At 68.6% G+C, this 26,479-nt stretch carries 29 protein-coding genes and 1 pseudogene; 19 read left to right on the top strand and 11 right to left on the bottom strand.

All coding sequences use genetic code 11. The features are described 5' to 3' along the window. Positions 1-42: 42 nt before the first annotated feature. The 9 genes from ACFYR3_RS28235 to ACFYR3_RS28275 form a co-directional block, all read right to left on the bottom strand. Positions 43-315 (bottom strand): hypothetical protein, encoded by a 273-nt coding sequence (locus ACFYR3_RS28235; protein ID WP_389284997.1) that lies wholly within the window; start codon positions 313-315, stop codon positions 43-45. A gap of 275 nt (positions 316-590) precedes the next feature. Continuing rightward, on the bottom strand, positions 591-920 hold the full coding sequence (locus ACFYR3_RS28240; RefSeq protein ID WP_388271423.1) for a hypothetical protein: 330 nt from the start codon (positions 918-920) through the stop codon (positions 591-593). Between the two features lie 22 nt (positions 921-942). After that, a complete protein-coding gene (locus tag ACFYR3_RS28245; protein ID WP_355621156.1) occupies positions 943-1,548 on the bottom strand; it encodes a hypothetical protein in 606 nt (201 codons plus the stop codon). Further along, positions 1,541-3,361: a type IV secretory system conjugative DNA transfer family protein gene (locus ACFYR3_RS28250; protein ID WP_389284998.1), complete on the bottom strand. Its 1,821-nt coding sequence runs from the start codon at positions 3,359-3,361 to the stop codon at positions 1,541-1,543. The genes ACFYR3_RS28245 and ACFYR3_RS28250 overlap by 8 nt, the downstream gene beginning before the upstream one ends. After that, entirely contained in the window at positions 3,358-4,737 is a 1,380-nt protein-coding gene (locus ACFYR3_RS28255) for an ATP/GTP-binding protein (protein WP_388271427.1), read from the bottom strand. Before ACFYR3_RS28255 ends, ACFYR3_RS28250 begins: the two co-directional genes overlap by 4 nt. Positions 4,738-4,739: 2 nt before the next feature. Then, the gene (locus tag ACFYR3_RS28260) at positions 4,740-6,239 is read right to left on the bottom strand and encodes an SCO6880 family protein (RefSeq protein WP_355621165.1); all 1,500 of its coding nucleotides are present in this window, start codon (positions 6,237-6,239) and stop codon (positions 4,740-4,742) included. A gap of 31 nt (positions 6,240-6,270) precedes the next feature. Beyond that, the gene (locus ACFYR3_RS28265) at positions 6,271-7,821 is read right to left on the bottom strand and encodes a hypothetical protein (protein WP_389284999.1); all 1,551 of its coding nucleotides are present in this window, start codon (positions 7,819-7,821) and stop codon (positions 6,271-6,273) included. Then, a complete protein-coding gene (locus ACFYR3_RS28270; protein ID WP_389285000.1) occupies positions 7,811-8,614 on the bottom strand; it encodes a hypothetical protein in 804 nt (267 codons plus the stop codon). Before ACFYR3_RS28270 ends, ACFYR3_RS28265 begins: the two co-directional genes overlap by 11 nt. Then, complete coding sequence (locus tag ACFYR3_RS28275) at positions 8,614-8,937, bottom strand: hypothetical protein (RefSeq protein WP_355621174.1); 324 nt, start codon at positions 8,935-8,937, stop codon at positions 8,614-8,616. The genes ACFYR3_RS28270 and ACFYR3_RS28275 overlap by 1 nt, the downstream gene beginning before the upstream one ends. A gap of 450 nt (positions 8,938-9,387) precedes the next feature. Between ACFYR3_RS28275 and ACFYR3_RS28280 the strand changes: the two genes are divergently transcribed. The 6 genes and pseudogenes from ACFYR3_RS28280 (at position 9,388) to ACFYR3_RS28305 (ending at position 13,929) form a co-directional block, all read left to right on the top strand. Continuing rightward, on the top strand, positions 9,388-10,560 hold the full coding sequence (locus ACFYR3_RS28280; protein WP_389285001.1) for a hypothetical protein: 1,173 nt from the start codon (positions 9,388-9,390) through the stop codon (positions 10,558-10,560). Beyond that, positions 10,557-11,351 (top strand): hypothetical protein, encoded by a 795-nt coding sequence (locus ACFYR3_RS28285; protein ID WP_389285002.1) that lies wholly within the window; start codon positions 10,557-10,559, stop codon positions 11,349-11,351. The genes ACFYR3_RS28280 and ACFYR3_RS28285 overlap by 4 nt, the downstream gene beginning before the upstream one ends. A 24-nt stretch (positions 11,352-11,375) precedes the next feature. Then, a complete protein-coding gene (locus ACFYR3_RS28290) occupies positions 11,376-11,564 on the top strand; it encodes a hypothetical protein (RefSeq protein ID WP_389285003.1) in 189 nt (62 codons plus the stop codon). 27 nt (positions 11,565-11,591) lie between these two features. Then, a pseudogene (locus ACFYR3_RS28295) lies at positions 11,592-11,678 on the top strand (hypothetical protein); the annotation flags it as partial. Between the two features lie 364 nt (positions 11,679-12,042). Then, positions 12,043-12,840: a helix-turn-helix domain-containing protein gene (locus ACFYR3_RS28300; RefSeq protein WP_389285071.1), complete on the top strand. Its 798-nt coding sequence runs from the start codon at positions 12,043-12,045 to the stop codon at positions 12,838-12,840. 129 nt (positions 12,841-12,969) lie between these two features. After that, the gene (locus ACFYR3_RS28305; RefSeq protein ID WP_389285004.1) at positions 12,970-13,929 is read left to right on the top strand and encodes a hypothetical protein; all 960 of its coding nucleotides are present in this window, start codon (positions 12,970-12,972) and stop codon (positions 13,927-13,929) included. 436 nt (positions 13,930-14,365) lie between these two features. On the opposite strand, the gene ACFYR3_RS28310 is transcribed toward ACFYR3_RS28305, so the two are convergent. Next, positions 14,366-15,526, bottom strand: coding sequence for an NUDIX domain-containing protein (locus ACFYR3_RS28310; protein ID WP_389285005.1), 1,161 nt, complete (start codon positions 15,524-15,526; stop codon positions 14,366-14,368). 164 nt (positions 15,527-15,690) lie between these two features. Here ACFYR3_RS28310 and ACFYR3_RS28315 point away from each other — a divergent pair, with 164 nt between their 5' ends. The 9 genes from ACFYR3_RS28315 to ACFYR3_RS28355 all read left to right on the top strand — a co-directional run bounded on the left by ACFYR3_RS28315 (position 15,691) and on the right by ACFYR3_RS28355 (position 23,046). Then, entirely contained in the window at positions 15,691-16,797 is a 1,107-nt protein-coding gene (locus tag ACFYR3_RS28315; protein WP_389285006.1) for a tyrosine-type recombinase/integrase, read from the top strand. Between the two features lie 12 nt (positions 16,798-16,809). Continuing rightward, positions 16,810-17,151, top strand: coding sequence for a helix-turn-helix domain-containing protein (locus ACFYR3_RS28320; RefSeq protein WP_389285007.1), 342 nt, complete (start codon positions 16,810-16,812; stop codon positions 17,149-17,151). A 3-nt stretch (positions 17,152-17,154) separates the two neighbouring features. Continuing rightward, the gene (locus ACFYR3_RS28325) at positions 17,155-19,656 is read left to right on the top strand and encodes a hypothetical protein (RefSeq protein ID WP_389285008.1); all 2,502 of its coding nucleotides are present in this window, start codon (positions 17,155-17,157) and stop codon (positions 19,654-19,656) included. A 102-nt stretch (positions 19,657-19,758) separates the two neighbouring features. Further along, positions 19,759-20,067, top strand: coding sequence for a hypothetical protein (locus ACFYR3_RS28330; protein WP_388267162.1), 309 nt, complete (start codon positions 19,759-19,761; stop codon positions 20,065-20,067). A 45-nt stretch (positions 20,068-20,112) separates the two neighbouring features. After that, positions 20,113-20,778 carry a class I SAM-dependent methyltransferase gene (locus ACFYR3_RS28335; protein WP_388267164.1) on the top strand — a complete coding sequence of 222 codons (666 nt, stop codon included), beginning with the start codon at positions 20,113-20,115 and terminating at the stop codon, positions 20,776-20,778. A gap of 106 nt (positions 20,779-20,884) precedes the next feature. Continuing rightward, a complete protein-coding gene (locus tag ACFYR3_RS28340) occupies positions 20,885-21,217 on the top strand; it encodes a hypothetical protein (protein ID WP_389285009.1) in 333 nt (110 codons plus the stop codon). Further along, positions 21,214-21,660, top strand: coding sequence for a MerR family transcriptional regulator (locus tag ACFYR3_RS28345; protein ID WP_389285010.1), 447 nt, complete (start codon positions 21,214-21,216; stop codon positions 21,658-21,660). Before ACFYR3_RS28340 ends, ACFYR3_RS28345 begins: the two co-directional genes overlap by 4 nt. After that, on the top strand, positions 21,641-21,952 hold the full coding sequence (locus tag ACFYR3_RS28350; protein ID WP_389285011.1) for a hypothetical protein: 312 nt from the start codon (positions 21,641-21,643) through the stop codon (positions 21,950-21,952). The genes ACFYR3_RS28345 and ACFYR3_RS28350 overlap by 20 nt, the downstream gene beginning before the upstream one ends. Positions 21,953-22,104: 152 nt before the next feature. Then, on the top strand, positions 22,105-23,046 hold the full coding sequence (locus ACFYR3_RS28355) for an arsenic resistance protein (protein WP_389285012.1): 942 nt from the start codon (positions 22,105-22,107) through the stop codon (positions 23,044-23,046). 99 nt (positions 23,047-23,145) lie between these two features. Here ACFYR3_RS28355 and ACFYR3_RS28360 read toward each other — a convergent pair whose 3' ends face one another. Continuing rightward, positions 23,146-23,736 (bottom strand): hypothetical protein, encoded by a 591-nt coding sequence (locus tag ACFYR3_RS28360; protein ID WP_389285013.1) that lies wholly within the window; start codon positions 23,734-23,736, stop codon positions 23,146-23,148. A gap of 316 nt (positions 23,737-24,052) precedes the next feature. Here ACFYR3_RS28360 and crcB (ACFYR3_RS28365) point away from each other — a divergent pair, with 316 nt between their 5' ends. From crcB (ACFYR3_RS28365) to ACFYR3_RS28380, 4 genes are read left to right on the top strand one after another with little or no spacing between them, the layout of a single operon-like run. Then, entirely contained in the window at positions 24,053-24,538 is a 486-nt protein-coding gene (gene crcB / locus ACFYR3_RS28365) for a fluoride efflux transporter CrcB (protein WP_389285014.1), read from the top strand. Continuing rightward, a complete protein-coding gene (locus tag ACFYR3_RS28370) occupies positions 24,535-24,882 on the top strand; it encodes a DUF190 domain-containing protein (protein WP_388267226.1) in 348 nt (115 codons plus the stop codon). The genes crcB (ACFYR3_RS28365) and ACFYR3_RS28370 overlap by 4 nt, the downstream gene beginning before the upstream one ends. Beyond that, the gene (gene crcB / locus ACFYR3_RS28375; RefSeq protein ID WP_389285015.1) at positions 24,879-25,253 is read left to right on the top strand and encodes a fluoride efflux transporter CrcB; all 375 of its coding nucleotides are present in this window, start codon (positions 24,879-24,881) and stop codon (positions 25,251-25,253) included. The genes ACFYR3_RS28370 and crcB (ACFYR3_RS28375) overlap by 4 nt, the downstream gene beginning before the upstream one ends. Next, positions 25,250-26,452, top strand: coding sequence for an MFS transporter (locus tag ACFYR3_RS28380; RefSeq protein WP_389285016.1), 1,203 nt, complete (start codon positions 25,250-25,252; stop codon positions 26,450-26,452). Before crcB (ACFYR3_RS28375) ends, ACFYR3_RS28380 begins: the two co-directional genes overlap by 4 nt. Positions 26,453-26,479 lie beyond the last annotated feature (27 nt).

Raw genomic sequence — 26,479 nt, forward strand, 5'->3', positions numbered from 1 at the left:
TCGCGGCGACCCGCTCCCGCTCCGTACGCGGTCCAGGCCGTGCTACTCCGCGTCCGGCTCCACGTCCAGGAGCACCCTCTCCCGCAGCACTTCGCCCTCCGCTGTCATCCGGGAGCTGTTCAACCGCTGCAGGCGCTGCAGGTATCCCTCCCCGTCCGGCTCCTCGCCCGCCAGATCCCGGGCCCGCGTCTCGATCTCCGTCGAGATCTCCTCCCCGAGTTCCGTGAAGAACTCCTCCCGGTTCTCCAGTTCCCCGAACTCCTGGGGCTTGTGCTCCCTCCAGTGCGTCATCGCCTGTTCGCCGTACCGGTTCATCGTCGAACTCCCCTGCCTGCGCTGCACTGTTGGACCTGGTGGACGGGGCCGGGTGCCCCGTCTCATCCTCTCCCGCCACCGGGCCGTCCGGGCGTGCCGCAGCCCCTTCCCGCGCCGGAGGGTCCTGGTCACCGAAGTCCAGACCGGGCAGGAAGCCGCTGTCGTTGATCGAATTGTCGTCGGCCGGCTGCTGCGGTGTACTCAACGCCTGCTCCCAACGTCGAAAAGGGCAGTTGTGTGCATCGGGGGCCCAACGGGCTACTGGTTGGGCTGGGTCAGAGAGGGGATGGCGGCACGGTGAGATCGCGGGCGGCGGTGGTGTCGTCCGGGGAAGGCACGGCGGGTGGGTGGATCAGCTCGCGGAGCACGACCTGTTCGGCCTCGTCCCTGGCCGCAAGGAGCCGTCGGGAGCGCTGTTCACTGGTCTCACCGCCGACGGGCGTGCCCGCGAGGACCATCGCGTTCGTCAGTTCCCCGCCCTGCCGCTCGGCCTTCTCCCCGAGGCGGGTGAAGTACGCCAGCGGGTCCGGCAGCATCCCGTACTGGCCGGGCAGATGCTCACGCCAGTGGGCCCAAGCGGCGCGCCCGTACCTGTTCATGACCATGTATGGCTCCCGGCTGGTGTCGTCATCCACTGCCGTCCTCGTCCGGATCGGGCCGGTCGTCGCCGCCCGGGCCTGATGCATCGCCGTCGGGCTCGGGGCCTTCGGCGGCCAGGAGCAGGACGAGGTAGTCCGCGTCTCCGCCCCAGGCGGCATCACGGTGGCGGGCCCGGTGCTGGCCGTTTCGGCACGCGCCGAGCCAGAACCGGCCCATCCGCTCCACGGCCCGGGCGAGGGCGTCCTGCCATAGGTACGGCGCCGACCCCCCGTCCTCCCCGCTGGCGTAGGCCGACTCGTGGGAGGTCCACAGCGCCGTGAGTTCTTCGACGACCGCGCCGTGCTTCCACCAGCACTGGCGGGGCAGCTGATCCGTAGTCATCTCGTACCGGTCGGCGACCCAGATCACCCAGCGGACGAACTGAGGCCAGAGCACGGCGCGTTCTTCGGCGTCGAGTGCGTCCCATCGCACCGGGGCACCGACCGGGCGTTCCTGCTCTCCGTCGGCCTCCCCGCTGCCGGATCCTCCGGCCTCCAGCTGCTCCTCCAGCAGCTTGACGCGCTCGCTGAGAAGCACCTGCTCGGCGTTGATGTTGGTGAGTTCGGCGAAGATGTCCTCGAAGCCGCTAGCCATGGCCGCCGCCCGCCTTCTCCAGCCGTACGCGGTCGTCGACCATCTCGTGCGCCCTGCGGGTGGCTTCCTTGATCTCCACCGCTCGCGGCCCCTCGTGGGCGCGGACGAACGTGACGAGCGTGGCGGGGGTGCGGCGGTGGAACACCATCCCGCCGCGTTCCGGGATCATCCGGATCGTGGCAGGCTCCACCACCGCCCGGCGGCGCACTGACGTGGACACCGAGACCCGGTCCCCGTCATCGGAGACGGTCTCCACGTCTTCGTCGAATTCACCCGCGAGGGAGCTGTAGGACTTCAGCTCTTCGGGGTCGCTGATACCGCCCAGGAAGACCTTCACAGTGCCGCTGGCGAACATCTTCCGTACGCCCAGGGCACCCCAGCGCTCCTCTGCTTGGGCATAGCCCTGCAACACCGCCATGATGAAGATATTCTGCGAGCCGCTGACGCTCATCAGGCTCGGGATTTCCGGCAGGGGCGCCACGTTGGCCAGCTCGTCCAGGAAACAGCCGAGCGGAATCGGAAGACGCCCGTTAGGGCTGCGGGCCGCAACCCTCTTGGCGGTGTCGAACATCGCTTTGGCGAACGCGGCATTGAGCGGTGCCAGGGCGGAGCTTTCTTCGTCCTCGCCGATCAGGAAGAGCGTTCCGGACTGCCGGAGGTACGTTTCGATGTCGAAGACCTCCACGTCCCCCTGGGGGGCGAAGATCTCGGCGACCTTCTCGTCATAGAGCGCGATGAAGCTCTGCTCCGCGGTCCTCCAGGTGGCGGATCGTTCCTCCTCGGCCGCGGCGTGCTGGCCAGCGAGCGCGGCGGCGAGCAGATGCTTGCCCTTCGCTGCCAGAAGGTCGACGGCCTCGCGGTTGTCGGGGTCCGTCGCCCAGGCCAGCACGTCGAGGACGGGCCGGTTGTGGAGGGCTGCGGCATGCAGCCAGCAGGTAATAAGGGTTTTCGCGTTGAGCGCGAAATAACCGCCATTCTTTGTCCCTTCCTCGCTTTTTGTGGTCGCTGCGAGGGTCTCGGCACGCTTTCGCGCGACCTGGTATTCCTCGCAGCCTGCGGTCAGCGGCCAGCGCAGCTGATTCGGCCAGCCGGACAGTCCTGTCGGGTCCAGAACCCAGACAGGCCCGTGTTCCTGCCGCAGAAGTGCGGTGTTGTAGAGGACGTCTGTCTTGCTGCTGGTCGCGAGGACCGTTCCACGGAATTCAAGGATCTCGGGAAGGATGATCTGGGAGGTCTTTCCCTCACGTGGCGGGGCGACCAGGATCACCGATTCCTCGATCGTGATCCAGAGATGGATTTCCGAGGGGTCTGCGCTGCCGATGTAGACGGCGACGTCGCGGATGGTGATGGCCTTGGGGTTCTGCTCGGCGAGCGTGGGACGCAGCGATCCGGCACGGGACAGGGCCTGTTGCTCGCCCATGGCCTTCTCCAGCTGGGCACGGGTGGCCATCCCGTCGGCGCCGTCGGCGCCCCGGTGCTTCCACCACCAGTACGTCTTCCATGTCCCCCAGGTCGCTGCGGCGAGCAGGAGGAGGAAGGTGGGCCAGAACACGAACGGGCCGGCCACGCCCGCACCCGGCGGCCAGGCGGCTGCGGGGTCGCCGGGGTGGCGGAAGACGGCGACGACGGCGTGACCCGTAGCATCCCAGCTGATGGCCGCCAGCCGTCCCTGTGCGAGGAGGCCGGACAGGAGCGCGGTCAGCCACAGCAGCGCGGTAAGCACGAACGCCGCGATCAGCGGGATGATCCATACGGAGTCGCGGCCGAGGCGCAGGCGTGCCGCGGTCTTCGGGGTAGCGGCTTCCGGCATCATGCCGCCGCCCCCTTGTGGAGGCGTATCAACGGAGCCGCCACCTGAGTGCCCTGACGGTCCGCGGGCTCCCGCTGCCCCTCCGACATCCGGCGGTTGGTATCCGTCAGCCGGATCTCCAGCGGGGTCCGGATATGTTCCACCAGATTGATCCGCGAACCCACCTGCCAGACGGCCCGCCCTGGCGCGCACACGTTGGAACCGTCCGCCAGCGCCTTGCGCGCCCAGTCGGGAAGTCCCAGGTAGTTGGCGGTGGTCTCGGCCTCGTCCCGGTCCATGTGATACAGGACCCGGGTCGCCGTCAATTTCAGGATGGCCGCCGCCTCCGGCGCCTGCTCCAGCAGCAGATCCCCGAGGTGGTGCAGCACCGCCCAAAAGGACAGCCCCAGGCGCCTGCCGTAGCGGACCAGCTCCTCGAAGAGCCGCGCGACCGGCCGGTGGGAGAGGATGTGCCAGGCCTCCTCGACGATCAACGTCCTTTTGATCCGGTCGTTCGGCTTGATCCATCCGAACCTCAGCCAGGGCCCGATGACCGCCATCAACAACGGCATGGCCTCGCCCTCGCGTGGCAGCTTCGTCAAATCGAAGATGATCAACCGGGCGTCGAGATCAATCCCGTCCGTCGTCGGACCGTCGAACATGCCCGCCAAGTCACGGCTGGGGTTGCACAGGGAGTCCAGGGCCAGCGCGGCCGGCTGGCCCCACTCCACCAACTCCTCCCACGTGACCGGCTGTTGCCCAAGAAGGGTCGGCTGCGGAGCGGTCAGCGCGTCCAGGACATCGGAGAGGATCGCCACGCGCTGCTGCTCGCGGGCGGCGGCGCTGGCCATCTTGTGGGCCTCGGCCAGGGCGAACTTGGTCTGCGAGGTGAGGGTGCCGGTCAAAATTTCCATCATGGACACGAGCACCTTGAACTGGTGCTCGCCCGGAATCCTCGGGTCGAGCGGGTTGATCCGCGCCCCTTCGCCGACGTCGCCCGCGCCGTAGACCAGCCGGATCGGCGTGATGCCCAGCTGCCGGGCGATGCCGTCCCATTCGCCAGCACCGTCCTCGCCCTGCGCGTCCAGGATTGCGAAGTTCCGGTCGCGGAAGCGCAGTTGGCGCAGGACGTAGGTCTTCTCCAGCGCGGACTTGCCGTAGCCCGACTTGCCCAGGATCATCGCGTGCCCGCTGGCGAGCCGGACGCGCGCCGAAGGGTTGTACAGGATGAAGGGGTCGTAGATGTAGGCCTTGCCGCTGTAGGCCTCCCGGCCGATGATCACGCCACGGGGGTCCATGCTGGCCGCGCCGACCGCCGGGTAGAGGCCGCAGGCGTGGCTGGTGGTCGAGCGGATGGCCCGTCGCCGGGTCTGTGTCTGCCGCCGCAGCATCTCCAGCATCGCTACCGCCCCTCCTTCAGCAACCCGGCAGTGAAGGGCAGGGTGTTGGCGAAGGCCCGGTGATGCTCGGCGTCGCACCACTCCAGGCGCAGACCGGCGCGGGTGGCGCCAGCGCGTACCGTGTCGGCGTCCCGGCGCAGGGCGTCGAGGGTGGGCGAGGTGACGGTGATCCAGGCCGCGAGCCGTGTGCCCGCGGCGCCGTCGGCGATGTCCCGCATAGTGCGAATCGAGGCGCTCTGGGCCTTCTGTTCCCGTGGGTCCTCGATGCGTCCGGCCTGCTTGTCCGCCTGGCCCAGCTCGTTGGTGGCATCCGCCATCGCCTCGCTGATGGCCTGGTCAGTGCTGACGAGGTCCATGACCACGGACACCGACAGGATGATGTCCTGGAGGTAGAGCAGGACGGGCGCGAGGAAGTTGATGCCGACCGGGAGTACGGGAAGCTCCTTCACCCAGGCGGTCATCGAGTACCAGTTGTCCTCGGCGGCCTCCCAGCTGCGCGAGGCCATGTACTTCTTGCTGCGGGCGTCGAGTACGGCGGGCCAGCAGGTGATCCTGTCCATCCCGGTGGTGTCGTCGATCCAGTGGCTGGGGTCGTAGGCGTGGTGCAGGTAGGAGGCCAGGCCGGCTTCGTCGAGGTTGCGGACGTGGCGCAACTGTCCGCGTCCCAGCGTCCGGATGAAACTCTCGATCTCCTGCCCGAGCGTGATCGCGTAGCCCTCGTGGAGGGTGTTGTAGCGGCGGGCCTCGGCGACCAGGTCGGAGGTATAGGGGATGCCCACCACGAGCAGCAGCCGGCGGTCTTCTGCGGTGACCGCGACGCGCCGGATCAAGTCGTCGTACGACTGCTGCAGCCACGACGGGCTGTCGGCATCGCGGCGGTCGGCGGCGTCCCGGGCATGGGCGTTGGGGTCGGTGGGGACGACCCTGCTGATCCACTGAAGGCGGCGGACCCGCCCGCCGCTGTCGGCCGTGGTCTTCAGCAGGTGCTCGTAGGCCCGGATCAGAGCCTCTTTGTCCGCGGTGTCGAGGCTGCCGAAGTCGCGCAGTCCTTCCACCTCGACGGCCGCCGTGAACATGAGTTCGTCCGGCTGCAGCACGATCGCGATCTCGCCGAAAGCAGTACGGGCAGTGATCCACTGCATGTTCCGGGGAACGCCGACCGGGACGTCGATGGGGACGCGGCGGCCATCGGCGTATCGGCCTGCGTACGGCGCCCTGGACTTGTACAGCAGCGAGCCGTCCCGCAGCAGCTTCTTGAAGGTCCGGTTGATCTCGAACCACCGGACGTAGGTGCGCCCCTTGTACGGCGCCAGAGTGGCCCAGAGGCAGGTGCCCGCGATCAGCACGAAGCCGACGATCTTCAGCAGGATGCCGCCGAGGATCCAGGCAGCGAGGAGTCCACCAACGAAGCCGGCTCCCAACACGAGCTGCTCATCGGCTTCGAGCTTCCGGCCGAGGAAGCCGCGCGGCCTGGGCCGCGGGTAGGTGAAGGTTCGAGCCACAACTACTCCTGGGCGTGTGTCGGGACGGGCATCAGCGCATCTCCTCGTCCGGCGGCGGCAGTTCCGGCTCGTCCGGAGGATCCGGCGGCGGCCACGACTGCGGGCCTGCCGGGTCAGCTGGCTCCGAGCCGGCCGTCACGCTGTCCGGGACTGGGGCGTCAGGAGCACTTCCGGCAGAAGGCGCGTCCCCGCCGACGGTGTGGCTACCGCCGCCGTCGGAGTCGCCGCCCGCCGACGAGGTAGCCGAGGAACTTCCGGAGTCGAGGCCGGCGGTTGCCCCGTCGACTCCGCGTTCGACGGCGGCTTCGGCCTCGTCCTTGGTCTTGTCGACCCCCTTCTTCGCGGCCACGGCCGCCGCACCGATACCGGTCGCGGCGGCTGCTCCTTCGGTCGCTCCGGTCTCGGCCGCGCCGTCGCCGCTCAGGGCGTCGCCGTCCGCAGCGTCGGCCTCTCCCTCGTCGCCGTCGTCGCCGGATCCGCCGCCGTCGCCACCACCACCGCCCATACGCGACTTGAGTTCTCCGTAGGAGTCGCCCACTTGGCTGCCGACGTTCTTTGCCCGGCCCTTGAGGTCATCGCGGGCGGCGTACATGTCGCGCAGTTCATCGCCGAACGCCGGGAAGAACTTCGAGAGCTGGAAGGGCATGTAGAAGGCGAGGAACAACAGCGCCAGCGCGGTGAAGACGGTGGCGAAGGACTGCCCCAGGCTCTTGTTGGGGCTGTCGGATGCCAAGGTTCCCGTGGCGAGCGCGATGACGGTGAACGTGACGTACTTCGAAGCGATGATCGCGACCATCACGCCGCCCCAGCGTTTGGTGTGTCCCCAAAGGTCGCGGTCCACCAGTCCGCTGAACACGGTCGGCCCGAAGACGAGTCCGGACAGGATCAGGGCGTTGCGGACGATGAGCTCCAGCCACACGCCGGCCACCGCCGCCAGCAGCGCCAGGGCGAAGAAGATCACGATGATGGCGCCGCCGGGGATCGCCATCAGCGCGAGCATGGCCGTGGTGACGGTGAGGACCATGTCGGCGGCGTCTCCGGCCACGGGCTTGAACATGGTCTCCGCGGCCTCGTCGAAGACCCGCACGGTGTAGGCGACCGCCAGCGGCGCGAAGGCGGAGACCAGGACCGACATCAGCAGAAAGCCGATCGATTCACCCAGCGCCTGGAGCGGTTGAACCCCCTGAATCGCCCTTTTGGCCACGGCGATCAGCCACAGGATCACCGTCAGCACCGTGGAGGCGCCAAAGGCCATGGTGTAGGTCCTGAGGAACCCCGGGTCCTGCCAGTCGATGCGTGTGGTCGATCCGAGTGCCTTCATCATCTGGGTGAAGATGCTGGTCACGGCATTGTTGAAGAACTGGGCGATGTACCCCAGGGGGTCGCTCGCGAAGTCGATTGCCTGGTTCGTCTTCTCGACGACGCTGCAAACCTTGTCCGCGAACGGGATGTTCGTGCAGGACCAGTCGGAGAAGTCGTTCGCCTGGGCTTGGCCCGGGGCGAGCATGATGGTGAGCGTGGCGGTCAGGCCGGTTATCCAGACGAGGCGGGTCCGTACCCGATACTGAGTCTCAGCCGACATACGGGGGCGCATTGAACTCCCGATCTGCCGTGCGGAACTCGTCGACGCTGGTGGGGCTGTCGCTGCCTGTATCCAGGGGGGTCGGGCCGTTGACTGATGTGATCGCGGACAGCTTCCAGTCGCCGGACTGCCACTGCAGGGTCAGCGTGTAGGTGGTCCACGACGCGGATACCGGCATCGGGGCGTTCTTGTCCGTGACGCCGACGAGTCCGGCCATCCACACCTCGGCGGTAGCCATCTGCTCGGTGTACGCGGTGACCCGGGTGCCCATCGCCGCTCCGCGCGCGACCAGCTCGTCCTCGCTTCCGGCGGTGACACCCAGCGAGGAAAGGACCTGCTGCATCCCGGTGTCGTCGTTGCGGATCTGCCGCTCCAGCGCCTGACGGGTCATCATCGCGGCGAGCGTCGCGTGCCGTGCCTTCTCGTCGGTGAAGTACGCGGCGGACGACCGCGCCACCTGGTAGTTCACCGCGGCCTGAACAGCGCCGGACTGGTTGTGGGGGTAGCCGACCGGGACACCGTTGACCAGCTTCTTCGCGGTGCTCTTGGTGTCCCCTCCCGTGGTGTTCCTCTCCGCCGGTGCGGTCTGGCTCTGGCCGTCGGACGAGCCGTCGGACCCAGACCCGCCGCTGCCCCCGGACAGGCTCATGAACACCGCGAGGATGACCAGCGCGAGGAAGATCGCTCCGGTGATGGCCATCCCCCGCCACCAGGGCTTGTCGCCCTGCGCGTCGGTCGGCGTCTCTTCGACCAGGACTCGGGTACCCCTGCCACGGGATATCTGACGGACCATCAGATGCCCATTCCGTACACGATCGTGAAGATCGTTCCTATCGAGGCGACGACGAAGGCCCCGACGAGGCTGCCGCCGATCTCCTTCTTGCCCTTGCTGACCTGGGCGACATCGTGCTGCCCTTCGCCGACCTTGAGATGCACGGCGCCGAGGATCGCGCGTCCCAGCAGGACGAGAACGACGCCCGCCATCAGGGCCTGGATCACGGTCCGCCCCGTGGTGCCCAGCTCCCCGAACGGGCCCCAGTCCGGGGACAACCCGTTCACGAGGGTGCCGATGTCACCACTCGCTGCAAGATCCACCAGGCGTTGCGAAACGGGCATACCCCGACTCCCTTCCACCCTCGTCACGGAGGCCGACCCAAAACCGGGCCGTGACGGTGAAAGGTACATACACACAAACTTGACGACAAGTGTTTATGACTTGACAGACAGGGCTGCGCCACCCTTCAAGCAACGACTGCGAGCGCAGTCACCCCAGGAAGCAGACCCGGATCAACGGGGTTCACTGGAACGCACGCCGATCTCGCATCGACTCACATACCAGCAGTTCAATCGGCATTTCCCGCCATGCGTATGACCCTCTTGAGGGCGGCTAGATACCACTCCGGCCTTCGCTGCGGCCGTGCAGCAAGCGGCGGCTCACCGACATGGCTCCCCCGGCGCAAATGCGCCCGGGCGACCATCTGGAACCGCTGACGCGAGTGGCCGTTCCGCTGCAACTGCGGTTCACTGACCTTCTTTCATCTACACACGTTTATGACTGAGGTGGGGATGAACGGGCTCGGTAAGGCCGCCATAGGCGTCACCGCGGCAGGCGTCTCGGTGCTCTCGCTCTGCGTGCTCGCGGTCAGCGGCGCCACGACCCAGGCCAACGCCAACACCTGCCAGAGCGGCCTTCAGCCGATCGGAGACGGAGAAAGCGGAGCCGGTGCGGGAGGTGAGGAGCCCAAGTTCGACGGCGAGCAGGAAGCAGGCAGTGCCCAGGTGACGGTTCCGCTGCATCCGGAAAGTGCACAGAACAGCGCCAAGTGGACCCCGCGACAGGTGCGCAACGCGGCCACCATCACCAACGTTGCTCGTACCAGGAGCCTTTCGTCTCGCGCCGCGGTCATCGCCGTGGCGGTCGCCATGCAGGAAAGCACCCTCAACAACCTGCACCACGGCCACTCGGACAGCGTCGGGCTCTTCCAGCAGAGGCCCTCGCAGGGCTGGGGCACGGTCAGTGAGCTCACCGACCCGGTTTACGCATCCGGGAAGTTCTACGACCGGCTCGTCAAGGTCGACAACTGGCAGCAGAAGGCCCTCACCAAGGTCGCCGCCACGATCCAGCGTCCCGCCGAGAAGTACCGCAACGAGTATGCCAAGTGGGAGTCCGCAGCCGGCTCGCTCGTCGCCAAGACCTGGGGAACTCACGCCGTGACCTCGATCAGTACGGGCTGCGACGACCCGGCCGCCTCCGGCGGCAAGGACCCCAAGGCAACGTTCAAGGTCAAGAACCCGCGCACCGCTGCCCAAGCCATCGCGAGCGCCCGCAACGAAGCGGGCAAGACAGGCTGGTACCGGAAGTGCGACAACTTCGTGGCCCAGGCCTACGGTTGGGGCTCGTCCGGAGCGGCAACGGCCAATGTTCACTGGAGCCGGCTCGTGGACGCCGGACTCGCGCACCCGGGCGACGTGTCACCGCCCGCAGGAGCGCTGCTGTTCTATGACACAGGCAGCTCGGCGGGGCACGTCGCCCTCTACCTGGGCAACGACCAGGTGGCCAGCAACGACGTAGGGGACGAGTACCCGCGCCAAGGCAAGATCGCCATTGTCTCGCGGAAAGAACTCACGGACGGCGCTTGGCGTCTGCGGTATCGCGGGTGGGCCGAACCGAGCTTCCCGAGTGCCGGCGGAATCAGCACTATCCCCCTTCTCCCGGACAAGCAGGTGGACCAGCAGTGAGCGACATGTCTCCAGACGCGGTGCAGGTTCGGATCACGCCCGACGGGATCTGCTTCATTGACGAGGAGTACTTCACGCCGCCGCCAGGCGTCTCGCTCAATGAAGCGGTCCTGGCGCACCTCCAGCTGGAGGCTGCCGCGTTGGAGATGCCGATCCGCGCTGTGATCCAGGACGAGCAAGCTCAGTACACAACGGTGATCCAGGTCAACACTGACGGCACCAGCGATCCCTTGGACAGCAAAGCTCAGGTCCCTGCCGCACCGAGCTTGCCGCAGACACCCACATCGCCGACGAATCTGCCGGTGCCGCAGCCGCAGACCGTGGACCCTGTGCCGCCCGACCGGCCGTACGAGCCACTCCCCGAGCCCTACCGCGGCCGACTCGTTGCCATCTGCGCAACCGCCAACCAGAACCTCTTCACCGAAGCCGCCCGCGACGCCGATCAACTACTCACAGAACTTTCCGCCCAGTTCGGCCCGAGCCACCTCTACACCTTGGCAGCCAGCCTCGTGCGGGGTGACATTGCCTGGCTCGACCAGGACTTCCGATTTGGACTACAGAGTTGGGTCTTCATAGCTCGGGCGTGGCACCTCCACCTCGGGCCCCAGCACAGCACCACCGTTCGGGCCGTCGGCAACGCACTGGGCTGCTGGCGTCGGCTTCAGCCCGCCGAAGCAAAGGAGTCAGCCTCGTACGTAGTCACGTTTCTCCGGGACGTCTCTTTCCCAGACGGCGAAGCGGCGGTGCGGACCATCAACCGACGGGCGCAGAGAATCGCCCTGGCCAACTAGCGGACATATAGGGATACTTGACCTATGAATCCCATCCGCCTCGGCCGTACCGTCCTCTTCCTCCTTCCGTACGTGCTCGTCGTCTCCGGAGTCCTCGCTGCGTCGAAGGTCGCCGGCGCCCCGGGCGGTACCGGCGTTGCCTTCGAGGCCCTGGGTGTAGCCGTTATCGGTGCGCTCTGGGCTTGGCGACGCGGCCGGCGGAACGGCTACTGACAGCTCTTCTCCGGCTGCTCCCTTCGGGAAGCAACGTTCACCGCGACCGACCTCGCCGACTCCCTGCTCGACGACTGTGATCTGCGCCAGGCCGAATTCGAGGACGGTACATAACGCGGCCTGGACCTGCGGGGCAACTTCCGTCTGTCAAGTCCTGCGTGTCGTGGGTGCCTACTCAGCCGGGGGCTCTGGTCGAAGCGCTAGCTAGACCGCGTCGCCACATCCGGACAGCTCCACGACGGCGATCGACATGCGTACGGCGTCGGCAGTCGCGAACGGCCCCATCTCCAGTAAGAGCTCAGCAGGTGGCCCACAGCCAGTTGTCCACAACTGTCCAGGAGACCCCGGACGTGCACAACACTTAGCTCCGTGGACGAGATCGCCAAGAACGTTATCGCCGGACTTATGGTCGCCTTCATCGTCTGGATCACGAGCCGGGCCTGGGCCCGGTGGCGACGGAAGGGAGGGGGTGCCTGAGATGGGCCGCAAGGGCGAGTCGAGGGGGGCCGACCTTCCGCCAGGCCGCAGGAGGGACCTTCAGCATGCTCTCATCGAGCTGCAGAGGGAGGCAGGAGGCTTCAGCCAGGCCGACATCGCGCGCTACACAGGGAGGAGCAAGAGCACCGTCTCCAACGTGTTCTCCGGCCGGAAGGTCCAGCCGCGGGAAACCGTTCTTGAAGTGGCTCTCGCGCTCGGTATGCGAATGCCGGCCTCCAGCACGACCCAGGAACAGCTACTGGACGAGCTGAGCGAACGCTTCCGAGTTCTCTGGATGGCAGCCAAGGCAGAGGAGCATGAGGAACCTAGAGGTGGTTCTGGTGGAGGCCGAGCGCGTCCTCCGGCACAGTTGCATCCGCGGGGAAGGCTTCCTATTGCTGCCAGGCAACTCCTGTTCTCCCTCACCAGCGTCTGCGCGATCTGTGGCGGACCATGGCCCCTCGACATCCACCACATCCTGGGTCTTAAGAACGTAATGGAGGTGGCACATCGGCTGGGAGGGCAGAACGGCCTTCTGCGAGCAGCCATCCATGCCGCCAATCCCTGGGAGCTGATCGTGCTGTGTTACACCTGCAACTATCGAGCAACAAGTGGCGACATCAGCACGCAGCAACTCCGAGAAGAGCGGCTCAAACTCGACCGGCACTCGAAGGCGCCGCATCTCTACGGGCGATATCTCGACCAAATCCAGCTGACAGAAGACAAAGAGTTCATGGACTTGAACGCAGTCGCGAGCGCTATGGCTATCACCCAGAGGAGAACTGCGGCATTCCTGTAGCGTGTTCGGATGATCGTCGGCGTAAGGCCAAACGCCGCATGACCTGGGTAGGTTTGAGTGGTATCCGAAGAATCTAGCGTTATAGCGTCTCGCCAGCCGTTCCGGCCGAGGTGGCGCCGGACCGGCCCCATGCAAGTCGACTTCCCGCCGGTCCGTAACGGCATCGACTACCTCGTCAGCGTCGTGGAGCATCTAGATGCCAACACTCATACCGGGCCCCGCGAAATCAAGTACGCCGTCCTGCACCTCCAGGCTGCAGCCGAGGTCCTGCTGAAGTCGCGCCTGCTGCGGGAACACTGGAGCTTGGTGTTCAGCGATCCTGCCAGGGCCACCTCAGAGAAGTTCAGCGCCTCCGACTTCAACAGCTGCGGAACGGACGCCGCCGTGGAACGTCTGAGGAACATCTGCGGCCTTGACATCAACAAGAAGGACGCCGCGGCTCTCAAGGACCTCGGCAAGGACCGGAACGCTCTACAGCACTACGGGCTGACCCACAGCGCAGAGGCCGTGGAGTCACGAGCCGGTGCAGTGCTCGATTTCCTACTCCGCTTCCTCGACGCCGAATTGCTCCCACTGCTCGACGCGCCGGAGCGCGAGAGTATCGAAGGAGACATGTTGCAAGTACGCAGCGGCCTGAACACCATCGAGGCGTTCGTCAACGAACGCATGAACCGACTGCGGGGCAACGAACTCAAGGGCACGACCGACTCGGTTCTGCCCTGCTCTGTGTGCGGGCAGTGGGCTCTCGCCGTCATTCCGAACGGCGCCCATTGCCACTTCTGCGTCACCACGATGAGCGCCGAGGACTTGGCCTTGGCCTTCCAGGAGTTCGAGCCTGGCCATCCGGGCAACGAATGCCCCCAGTGCCACGCTTCGACACTTGCCTGCTTCGCATTCATGGACGGCCCTGGTGAGGAGATGCACTACTGCTTCACCTGCCAAGCCCGCTACAGCCTTGAAGAGTTGGCAAACTGTGGGGGGTGTGGATGCCTCTGGCCCCATGAGGGTGACGACGACGGGACTGCGCAGACGCTATGCGGCGACTGCCGGCGCCGAATCGAGGACGAGGAACTGGCCAACCGAAGGTGACACACCCGTCCCCGTAACGGTGTACGCGCTCACGTTGGCGGTGGACGGCAACGTGCGGTCCGCCCGCTCCTTTCTCGCCATAACCACACCGGAGCTGCGTGCCGAATCGCCGCTCCACACACGCCGCCTGTACAAGTACCTGACTGCGCTCAACGGCAAGCACATCCAGGGTCAGTTGGTATCCGAGAGAGATCGGCCCACCCTGTCAACCCTGGTCGCCCTGAAGGCACCGTCCTTGCCGGCTTCGGCACCCAGAACACACGCCAGCTACCCATCAAGCCACCCTGTCAGACCAGCATCAACACGCTGATCCAATAGAGAAAGGTCCTGATCTGTCCCGGCTGACCGGCGTCGGCTCGCTCAGACACGTGATCATCGACCGGGCGCGGAGAGAGGGGGTGTCTCCCTAGGGTTGGTGGGCTGATGTCGGCCACGGTCATTCCGGCCTGGTGGGCACCCGGTCGGCGAAGGGCGTGAAGTGCGCGGGCGGGTGATCGATGGGCAGGTCGGGCCGCCAGGCCGTCAGTACCTGAGCGCTGCACTCGAACAGACCGGAGGGCAGGGAGTCCAGGGGCCACCAACGCCAGTCGTGCACGCTCTCGTCGGGCTGGTCGGCGGGGGTCCCCTGCCATGTGGTGACGACGGCGGCCACGGTGATGCGGACGACATCGCCGACGTGGTCGACGAGCGTGCCGAGCAGGCGTACGTCCGCCGGAAGGGCCGTGAGGCCGGTCTCCTCGGCGAGTTCGCGGACGACGGCCTCGGACAGAGATTCGCCGGGCTCCACCGTGCCGCCGGGCACCTCGAAAGTACGCCGGCGGTGCTGGCCCAGCAGCACACCGTCTGGCCCGGACAGGATGGCGCCGACGCCGAGTGCCGCGTGCGCTACGGGTGGCCTGGTGGTGCGCGGGCGAGACGTGACGCGGGCTGGGCGGCGGACCTGGAAGAGTCGGTAGGAGGCGTGGTTGCCCTGCTCCGGGGCGTCGAGGACGGTGATGGTCTCCACGCGCAGCCCGTACTGGACCAGCAGGTCTTCCCACAGTTCGGGTGTGAGCACCCACATCTGGACAGTCAGTTCCCCGCCCGCGGCCAGACGAAGGGTCTCCGGCCGCGGGACGAGTGCGGTGGAGGGGTCGTCGCCGTGGGAGTTGGTGTGCAGGACGGTGAAGTACAGGCTGCCGCCCGGTTTGAGTCCCGTGGCCAGAGCGGGCAGCAGCCGGTGCGGGTCGATGTAGGGGACAGAGTGGACGGAGTAGATCACGTCGTATGGGGCGGCGGCGTGCAGGTGCTCGACGGCGTCCGTGAGTATCACGCTCAGCCCGGGCAACTGGTCATAGCGGGCCCGGGCGCGTTCGATCTGGGTGGGTGAGGAGTCGACGGCGTCCACGAGCGCGCCGTGGTCGCGGGCAAGGTGGGCGGCGTGCCGGCCAGGGCCGCAGCCCAGGTCCAGCACCCGCCGGCCGTCGAGAGAGCCGAGGATCGCTTCGCCCGGCCCGGTGGCGCCGGGACCCCAGTCGATCCGTTCGACTTCTGGAAGGGGCGTGCCGCGCTGGAGGTGGTGATGGCCGTAGGCAATCCACGCCTCGGTGTTGGTCATCTCCGGGGAATTGCATCCGCTGCACGATCCCGGATCGTCTGAGCTGGGGAGCTGTGACATCAACGTACCTCCCTTGAACGGTGGTTGCGGCCTTCTGGTCTGGCCTCTTGCTGTGGATCTCTCATCGGATGCATGATTCGCGCACTCTCTGAAAGCGAGGGAGCGTGACGACGACTACGGACCTGAGCGAGGGCTCCGCCCGCCTGGTGCTGCTGCACGGCGTGACGCTGCTGCATCCCGAAGACACCGTGTTCGAGGCGATGTTGGAGGGCTGGGCACGCCAGCAGCGTGGCGGTCGGCGCCTGCAGCCGAAGACGATCAGTGATCGGCTGGGCGTGGTGCGCCGCTTCACCGCCTTTGCCGAGGCGTATCCGTGGCACTGGTCGGCCGCCGCGATGGACGAGTGGACGACGTACCTGATCGCGGAGCTGCACCGGGCGGACTCGACGATCCGCACCTACCAGACCGCGGTGCGGATGTTCTGCGACTACGTCACCTCGCCGCACTACCAGTGGCCGCAGGAGTGCGAACTGCGCTTCGGCACCCACCCGGTGCAGGTCTGCTTCGAGTGGAACACCGCCGCCCACCTGGTCGACTACGAGGCCGAGGCGTCCCGGCGCCCGATGTCCCGCGAGGAGATCCAGTGCTTCCTCGACCACGCCGACGCCCAGGTCGACCGGGCCGTCCGGCTGGGACGCAAGGGGGCACTGGCCGCATACCGGGACGCCACCGCCTTCAAGGTCATCTACGGCTGGGGGCTGCGGTGCACGGAGACCTCCAAGCTCGACCTCACCGACTGGTACCGCAACCCCAAGGCGCCGGAACTGGGCCGGTTCGGGTCGCTGCACGTGCGCTGGGGCAAGCGCACCAAGGGATCGCCTCCCAAGCGGCGCACCGTGCTCAGTGTCATGCCGTGGGCGGTGGAGGCGGTCGACGACTACGTCACCAACATCCGCCCCCGCTACCGCACTTGTGCCAGCTCCGCGCTGTGGCCGACCGAGCGCGGCGGCCGGCTGCAGAGCCGCGAGATCGAGGAGCGGTTCGCGGAGTACCGCGACGCTCTCGGGCTGGACGGCGACCTCGTCCCGCACTGCCTGCGGCACAGCCACGTCACGCACCAGATTGAAGACGGCGCCGACCCCGGGTTCGTTCAGCGCCAGGTCGGCCACCGCTTCGCCTCTACGACCGCGCTCTACACCGGCGTCAGCGGCGACTTCATGAACACGATGATGCGCAACGTATTGGACAAGGCCCTCCACCATGGCCAGTAGGGAGACGACGCGATGACGGGGAAGCTGGACTACCGGTGGCATTTGCGGGAGGTGATGGCCACCCGCGGGATGTTCTCCACCACCGACCTGCGTCCCCTGCTGGCCGAGCGCGGCATCGATCTCTCGCCGAGCCAGACCTACCGGCTGGTCGTCGAGCGTCCCGAACGCCTCAGCCTGAAGACGCTGATGGCACTGCTGGACATCCTGGACTGCACGATGGAGGACCTGATCGAACCCGTGACCGCCCGCTCCGTCCGCGGTAAGACCGCAGCCAGCGGCGGCGGTGAGGAGTCGGTGCCGGGAGTCGGGGGCTTCCGCCCCAGGCGCGCCCGCATCGTGCCACCCGAGGAGTAGCCGGTGCCCGCCGTTGAACTGCCGCGCCACGCGACCGAGCCGGAAGCCGTGATCACGGAGGCGGTCTGCGCCCTGGAGCCGACGCTGACGGCCGAGACCGTGCACGCGGTGCTCGTGGACACCCTCCAGCGGGCCCCGCACCGGCGGGTGCTGGCCGCAATGCTGGTGGACGATCCGGCGTGGCTGACGTCCGGACGGCCCGAGGCCCCGGCCTTCCTGGAACGGCTGACCAGGGCGCTGTGCCGTCACGGCGCCGAGCACGTGCAGGTTCCCCGCTGCGGCAGGTGCGGCGGGGGCGGTCGCCTGACCGGCGTGGGACCAGATGGAGCGGCTCGCATCTGCGAGCGGTGCCAGTCGAGGCTGCGCCGCCAGGCCAACCCGTGCGCCGTCTGCGGCCGTCACGACATCGCCTTCCGCGACCGGGAGGGTCGTCCGCGCTGCCGGTCGCATCCGCCCGAGGGAGGCGCAGACCCGCTCGGTGAGTTGTGCGGGCTGATTCAAAGGGCCTGTCCCGAACTGTCCTTGGACGCGATCACCGAGGTCGTACGTGGCATCGAGCCGGTCAGGAACCGCCAACGACAGCTTCTATGGGCACTGTTGGACCATCCGGACCTGCTCACCGGCGGCGGTGCGAAGGGCCCGCGCAAGACGATCGCGCTGATCAAGGACCTGCGGGAACACGGCGCCAAGGGGCTGGTGATTCCTCCCTGCCCGCTGTGCGGGCGCACAGTGGCGCTGACGAAAGTGCGCGATGGCGTCCGCTGCTGCGAGGGATGCCGGGCGGTGCTGCGGGCGCAGACGTGTTCCCGCTGCGGGCGGAGCCGGCCGGTGATGGCCCGCACCCCGGACGGCCAGCCGCTGTGCGGCAGTTGCCGCGTCCACGACCCGCTCGGGCACCGGCTGTGCTCCCGGTGCGGCCAGCGCCGTCGCATCCACGCGCGCATCGAAGACGAGGCGGTGTGTGACCGCTGTTACCAGCTGCCCACGGCGATCTGCGCCGGCTGCGGAGAACGGCGACCCTGCAACTACGCCGACACCGACACCCCCATCTGCGAGGCATGCCGGCACAGAAACCGCCCGCGCGAGACGTGCGTCGGGTGTGGCCGGAACCACTACGTCAGCTACCGCACGCCGGACGGCCGTCCGCTGTGCACCGTGTGCGGGGCGAAGCGCCGCCCATGCGCCGCCTGCGGCAAGACCGTTCGGATCTTCGCCCGGACTCCCGAGGACGAGGGCGTCTGCCAGACCTGCTGGCGCAAGCACCCCGCCAGCCGGCGGCCCTGCCGGGACTGCGGCACCGTGGCCCACCTCCACTACCGCGGAATGTGCGCTGCCTGCGCGGTTCGCTACCGGCTGCACGACATCCTCAGCGTCGCCGACCAGATGCGCCCGGAGGCCGAACCCGTCTTCCAGGCACTGTTGCGACGCGATCCGGTCGCCCTTCTCTGGTGGCTCGACCGCCGGCCTGCGCGCGTCACCGTGCTGCGCGCCCTGGCCACCGGACGCGGGCCCGTCACCCACGAGACGATGGACCGGCTGGGTCCGGCGAACGTCGTGAAGAACCTGCGGATGATCCTGGTATCCGGCGGTGTCCTGCTGGCTCGCGACGAGCACCTCGCCGCCCTGGAACGCTGGCTGCCCGGCGAACTCTCCCGCATCCAGGACCCACGAGGGCGCCGGCTGCTGCACGGCTTCATCACCTGGTACCTGCTGCGTCGCCTGCGCGGCGTCTCGCGCCGCCGCTTCCTGACCGAGGGACAGGTGCACGGTGCCCGCAGCCAGGTGCGCCAAGCGGTGCGGCTGCTCAACTGGCTGACGGCGCAAGGCACCACCGTGAGTGCGTGCACCCAGGACCAGGTCGACGCCTGGCTGGATGAGGGCCCCGCCCAGCGTGCCAGTGTCTACACCTTCCTGACCTGGACCAGCCGCAACGGCCACACCCGCCCCCTGGCCGTGCCACTGCGCGCCCCGAGTATCACCGGCGAGATCATCGCCCAGGACACCCGCTGGGCCCTGGTCCACCGGCTCCTGGACGACGATGCCGTGCCCGTCGCCGACAAGATGGCCGGCCTGCTCATCCTGCTGTTCGCCCAGCCGCCGTCCCGGATCACCTACCTGACCACCGAGCACGTCACCCTCGGCCAGGACATCGTGGCCCTCCGGCTCGGCCCGGTGCCCGCCCAGATGCCGCCGCCCCTGGACGCCTACCTCCGCCACCTGTACGAACAGGCGAACCGGGCCGACGCCCCGCCGCAGGCCCGCTGGCTGTTTCCCGGACGCTTCCCCGGCCAGCGCCTCAGCTGCAGCCAGCTCAAACGCCGTCTGCACGACCTGGGCGTACGCCCGCGGGTGTCCCGCAGCACGGCCCTGGTCGAGCTGACAGGCGAGCTGCCCGCCGTTGTCGTCAGCCGCCTGCTCGGCGTCTGCCAGACCACCGCGGACACCTGGCGGCGCATCGCCGCCGGAGAGCACGCCTCCTATGCCGCACAGCTGGTCCGCCGCTGAGCACCCCGCCCCAGCGGCCCCGAGCCCCGCAGCCAACGAAATCGGCCGGGCTGGTTCATACGGACACCCGGGCCAACGCCCGGTCCGCGCGATGCTGGAGACATGAAAATCGAGCTGCTGGTGATACCTGGCTGTCCGAACGCCGAACCGGCGAGCGACCTGGTGCAGCAGGCGCTGGACGAGCTGGGTCTGAACCGGATGACGTTCACGACGCGCATCATCGCCGACCCGGACGAGGCCGCGCGGGCAGGGTTCACCGGCTCGCCGGCCTTCCTGATCGACGGCCGTGACCCGTTCGCCGAGCCCGGCCAGGCACCCGGCCTGACGTGCCGGATATACCGCACCCCGCACGGACCGGCCGGCGTCCCCGGGGTCAACCAGCTGCGGCAGGCCCTCGCCGACGCGCTCTAGGCTGTCCGGTGAAACCGGCGGCCCGGGCATGGGGAGTGAACAGACGTGAGTGACGACGCCCAGGACTTGGCCGACGCCCAGCACCAGCACTGGCAGGACACCTACAGCGCGCACCCGGGCATGTACGGCGAGCAGCCGTCCGCCCCCGCCGTCCACGCCGCCGCGGCGTTTCGTGCAGCCGGGGCGAAAGATGTCCTGGAGCTGGGAGCGGGGCATGGCCGCGACGCCCTGTTCTTCGCCCGCGAGGGCTTCACCGTGCAGGCCACCGACTTCAGCCCCGTCGGGCTGGAACAGCTGCGTGCCGCCGCACGAGACCAGGGCCTCGACCATCGGGTGGCCACCGCCGTGCACGACGTCCGAGAGCCGTTGCCGCTGTCCGACGCCGGCGTGGACGCGGTCTTCGCGCACATGCTGCTGTGCATGGCGCTGTCCACCCCGGAGATACACGCCCTGGTCGGCGAGGTCCGCCGGGTCCTGCGCCCGGGCGGCGTCTTCGTCTATACCGTCCGGCACACCGGCGACGACCACTACGGCGCCGGCACCGCGCACGGCGACAACATCTTCGAGCACGGCGGCTTCGCCGTGCACTTCTTCCCCCGCCACCTGGTCGACGCCCTCGCCGAGGGGTGGACCCTGAACGAGGTCCACGCCTTCGAGGAAGGCGCTCTGCCCCGCCGCCTGTGGCGCATCACCCAGACCCTCACCCGCTGACCCGCACGGGGCCGGCACAAGGGCTTGCATCCGGTACCCCGGTACAGGTTTACCGTCGAGGCAGGCGTCGGCATCCCGCCGCCGCGCGACGAAGTGGACCACCGCCATGACCTGGGTACCGGACGCCTGCACCCTGCCCGCCACCGAGCAGCCGCTGCGGCTCGCCGAATTCGACGCCCTGGTCGCCGAGGCCCTCACCAGCGTGAACAGCGTCTCCGCCACCCATGCCCAGCTGGTGCTGGACGGGCCCGAGACGACCGAGGAACGGGCCCGCGACCTCGCGGCGCGGGAGGCGGGCTGCTGCTCCTTCTTCACCTTCTCGATCGAGCGCGCCGCCGAGGGCACCGTGCTGGTGGACATCACCGTGCCCGAGGTCCACGCCGCCGTCCTGACCGCCCTGGTCGAGCGGGCCACCGCCACTGCCGGGGCCCGGTCATGACGACCGGCCTGCGCAGCGGCCAGCTCGCCGAGACGGCTGGCGTGAATCTGCAGACCCTGCGCTACTACGAACGCCGCGGCCTGCTGGCCGAACCCGAGCGCACCCCCGGAGGCCACCGCCTCTACCCCCACGACGCCGTCACCATCGTCCGGGTGATCAAGGCCGCCCAGCGGCTCGGCTTCACCCTGGATGAGGTCGCCGAGCTCCTGGAAGCCGGCCGGCACCGCCATGGACGGCGCATGCCCGGACTGCAGGAGAAGGCGGCCGACAAGCTCGCCGAGATCGACGCCCGTATCGCCGACCTGAACACGATCCGCTCCGCGCTCGCGGACGCCATGAACGCCGGATGCGACGACCTCAGCGTCTGCGCGGCCAGCCAGACGTGCCCGCTGCCCTTCACCGGCCTCGCCCAGGAGAACCGTCATGCCGAGCCCTGCTGCTGACCAGCGCCCCCGCACCCCCGGCACGCTGGCCTGGCTCGCGGGACTCGCCTGCCTCGGCTGCTGCCTGCTGCCCCTCCTGGTCGCCGGCGGCCTGCTCGGCACCGGCGCCACCGCAGTAGCCCAGGGCCTGCCCGCCCTCGCCGCCATCCTGGCCATCGGCGCCGTCACGAGCTGGTGGTGGCTCAAGCGGCGGGCCGGCCGCTGCACCTGTACGGCCGACCGGACCACTGCCTGCGGCTGCGCCCAGGACACCTCCTCCTCGAAGCCGGACCCGGCCACCATCCGGTCCTGACCACCGCCTTCCAGCCGTCCCGGGCCGGGGTCGATGAAGCATTCACATCGCGACCCGCGAGGATGGAGGGCCGAACAGGCCCGCGACCGGCGCGGGCGATCAACCGCTAGGAGCAGCGAGTGCTGCAGGAGCCCACGGGCCTGATTGCAGGGATGGAACGCCACCAGGTGGCGATCTACCTGGGCGCGATGGCCGCCGGAGCACTCTTCGGCTGGGCGGCACCCGCCGCCGGCCCCGGCCTTGAGCACGCGATCAACCCCGTGCTCGGCGCGCTGCTGTTCGTGACCTTCCTCCAGGTGCCAGCAGCCGACCTCGTGCGCTCCCTGCGATCCGGACGGTTCCTCGCCGCGGCCCTGGTGGTCAACTTCGTCGTGGTCCCCCTGGTCGTCGCGGCGATGTTTACCTTCCTCCCCGCCGACCAGGCCGTCCGCCTCGGCGTCCTGCTCGTCCTGCTGTGCCCGTGCGTCGACTACGTCATCGTCTTCAGCGGCCTGGCCGGCGGTAGCAGCCAGCGCCTGCTGGCCGCCACCCCCCTGCTGCTGCTCGCCCAGATGCTCATGCTCCCGGCCTTCCTCTTCCTGTTCATGGGATCCGAGCTCGGCGATGTGGTGGACGCCGGGCCGTTCCTCGAAGCTTTCCTCGTGCTGATCGTCATCCCGCTCGCTCTGGCCTGGATCACCCAGGCGTGGGCCGCCCGCCAGACCTCCGGACAGAAGGCCGCCGACGCGGCGGGCACGACGATGGTGCCGCTCATGGCCGCAACCCTGATCACTGTCGTCGCCTCCCAGATCCCCAAGCTCAGCGACAACCTCACCGACGTCGCGCGCGTCATCCCCTTCTACGTGATCTTCCTGGTGGTCATGGCCTTCGCGGGACTCGCCATCGCCCGACTCTTCCGCCTCGACGTACCGGCCAGCCGTGCGATCGTCTTCACCGGCGCCACCCGGAACTCCCTCGTCGTCCTGCCCCTGGCACTGGCCCTGCCCGACACCCTGGCCATCGCGGCCGTAATCGTGGTGACCCAGACCCTGATCGAAGTCATCGGCATGGTCATCTACGTCCGCGCCGTGCCCAGACTCCTGCCCACCCACTGAGCGCGGCCCCACGAACAGGTCGCCGCGCCTCCGGCCACGGCACGTGGGGCCATTCCGCGACTTCCAATAACCGGGGTTACCAGCAAGCAGACTCGGGCCTCACGGTGCTGTGCCTTCGGTCGTGCGGGGCCAGGTGAAGTCGAGACGCACATGCTCCTTCAGCACGCTGGGCCCCTCGGTGGGGTAACTGCCGGTGAGGGAGCGGGGGACGCCTCGCAGCGGGGGATAACCCGCGGCCCGGTGCTCGCGGTCGAACCGTTGCACCTGGTCGGCCATGAGTATGGCCAGCTCGGTTGCGGCCGGTCCGTAGCCGTGGATGACGAACTCGCGCGTACGGTGCTCGCCGTTCTGGGTGACCTGGACCCAGGCGAGCCGGGCCAGCGAGCCGTCTTGGAGCGTGACGATGGCCGGCCAGGTCTGGGGCGGAGGCGGGGAGATGACCCCTGTGTCACGGGCCGGGTCGACCGAGAGGCGGGCGGCATGGGGCATCGTTGTGGCGAGGAAGAGCTGGAGGCGGTCGAACGGCTCGTGGTCGCCGACCGTCACCCCGCTTCGGACTTCCGTCCGCGGCCCGCCCAGCACAGCGTCCAGGTGGCCGGTGTCGAGGGGAGTGCCGTCTTCGAAGCGGATCCCGATCTCACCGTCCCGGACGGGCAGCAGGGGCGCGGTGCGCGCACCGGCGCCGCGCATGCACCCCCATGATCTGCGCGCCTTCGTGCTGGGCGATCATGCGGGCGAAGGAGCGGACGCGGCCAGCGAGTGCTTGCAGCTCTGGGCATGCGGCGAACGCGGCCTTCAGCCGGAGCATCAGGACGGGTAAGGAGGGAGCCGGAGACCGCCGTAACTGACACTCGCGCTATTCTGGCCTCCGGCCGTGGTCTGTGATCGCGGCGCGGCGGTGGGGCTCGCCGTACCGAACCGCGGCACTGGTGCCGCCAACAGTCCCTACTTGCGATGGTGTGTGCCCGCGTGTGTGCGGGCCCCGGCGAGTAGGAGACGTGCGTTCATGACAGCCCCGAAGTCCCAGGCGGTGGACGAGCCCACGGATCCCGATGTCGATCTGCACGTGCCTGCCCAGCGGCAGCAGTCCTGGCGGGCGCAGGGACCGATCGTGGCGGTGGTGGCGCTCGGTGGATCCATTGGGGCCTGCGCTCGGTATGGGGCCTCGCTCCTGTGGCCGGCCTCGGCCGGGACGTTCCCGTGGACCACGCTGTGGATCAACGCCGTCGGCTGTGCGGTGATCGGTGTCTTCATGGTGGTGATCACGGATGTGTGGGCGGCCCACCGGTTGGTGCGGCCGTTCTTCGGCACCGGTGTACTGGGCGGCTTCACGACTTTCTCGACCTATGCCGTCGACATCCAGAAGCTTGTGGACGGTGGCCATGCCCGCACCGGTCTGGCCTATCTTGCGGCGACGATTGTGGCGGCGCTCGCCGCCGTATGGCTCGCGGTGACGGCGACGCGCCGCGTTCTGGCATGGAGGCAGGGATGACGAGGCTGACGGGCAGGGCCCTGCGGGTGACGGTCTTCATCGGGGAGAACGACACCTGGCACCACAAGCCGCTGTACTCGGAGATCGTGCACCGCGCGCACCGGGCCGGGCTGGCGGGCGCCTCCGTCTTCCGCGGCATCGAGGGCTTCGGCGCCTCGTCGCTGATCCACACCTCGCGGTTGCTGTCGCTGAGCGAGGACCTGCCGGTGGCGATCGTGATCGTGGACACCGAGGAGCTGGTGCGTGCCTTTCTGCCGCAGCTCGACGAACTCGTCACCGAGGGGCTGGTGATCCTCGACGACTGCGAGGTCATCCGGTACGTGGGCCGGGGGCACGAGGCGTGAACTGGCTGCTGGTCGTCGTTGGCGGAGCGATAGGCGCGCCGCTGCGCTACCTGACGGACCGTGCTGTGCAGAAGCGGCACGACACCGTCTTCCCCTGGGGCACTTTTGCCGTGAACGTCGTGGGCAGCTTCGTGCTCGGCCTGCTTAGCGGGGCGGTGGTGGCCGGGGCCGCTTCCTCGCAGGTGCAGTTGCTGTTGGGCACCGGGTTGTGCGGGGCGTTGACGACGTACTCGACGTTCTCGTACGAGACGCTGCGGCTGGCCGAGGACGGGGCGCGGTTCTTCGCCGCCGCCAACGTGATCGCGAGCGTGGTGGCCGGACTGGGCGCGGTGTTCGTCGGGGTCGCCTTCGCGGAGGCGCTGTGGGCTTGATCAAGAGGACGGCCGCTCGGCAGCCGGCCGGGATGGGGCCCTGGCGGTTCGTCGTCTGGTTCGGCGCGGTCAGCCTGCTCGCGGACTTCGTCTACGAGGGCGCCCGCTCGATCACCGGTCCGCTGCTGGCTTCGCTCGGTGCGTCGGCGCTGGTGGTGGGCGTGGTGACGGGCGCCGGCGAGGCGGCGGCGTTGGGGCTGCGGCTGGTCTCCGGCCCGCTGGCGGACCGTACCCGGCGTTTCTGGGGTCTTGCGATCGCGGGGTACGCGCTGACGGTGGCTTCCGTACCCCTGCTCGGCGTCGTAGGGGTGCTGTGGGCGGCGTGTGCGCTGGTGGTGGCCGAGCGGGTGGGCAAGGCGGTGCGCTCGCCGGCGAAGGACACGATGCTGTCGCACGCCACCGCGGCGACCGGGCGCGGGCGCGGCTTCGCCGTGCACGAGGCGATGGACCAGGTCGGCGCTTTGATCGGGCCGCTCGTCGTGGCCGGCATGCTCGCGGTCACCGGCGGTGACTACGGGCCTGCGCTCGGCGTGCTCGCCATCCCGGGAGTCGCAGCGCTGGGGCTGCTGGTGTGGCTGCGGGCCCGGGTGCCCGACCCGGAGGCGTACGAACGGGAGGCGGCACCGAGCACCGGCGAGGCGGCGGAGGCCGACGGCCGTCTTCCGGCCGCGTTCTGGACGTACGCGGCCTTCACCGCCGCCACCACGACCGGGTTCGCCACCTTCGGCGTGCTGTCGTACCACTTGGTCGAGCGGCATCTCATGGCAGCGGCCTGGGTGCCGGTGCTCTACGCCGCCGCCATGGCCGTCGACGCCCTCGCCGCGCTCGCGACGGGCTGGCTGTACGACCGTCACGGTGCGCGGGTGCTGATGGCACTGCCGCCCTTGACCGCGGCCGTCGTGATGCTGGCGTTCACGAACACGGTGGCGATCGCGGTGGTCGGGTCCCTGGTGTGGGGTGCGGCCATGGGCATCCAGGAGTCCACCCTGCGCGCCACGGTCGCCGATCTGGTGCCCAGCGGACGGCGGGCGACCGCCTACGGCCTGTTCGCCGGCGTCGTCGGCGTGGCGAGTCTGGCCGGTGGCGCACTGACCGGCGGCCTGTACGGCTACTCGATCCCCGTGCTGATCACGGTCGTGATCGCCATCCAGGTCCTCGCTCTGGTGCTGCTGGCCGTCACGCCGGCTACCCGGCGCTGATCCCAGGAGCACCTTGAGTTGGGGGCG

The organism is Streptomyces sp. NPDC005784 (genome assembly GCF_042871525.1).
GTDB lineage: Bacteria > Actinomycetota > Actinomycetes > Streptomycetales > Streptomycetaceae > Streptomyces.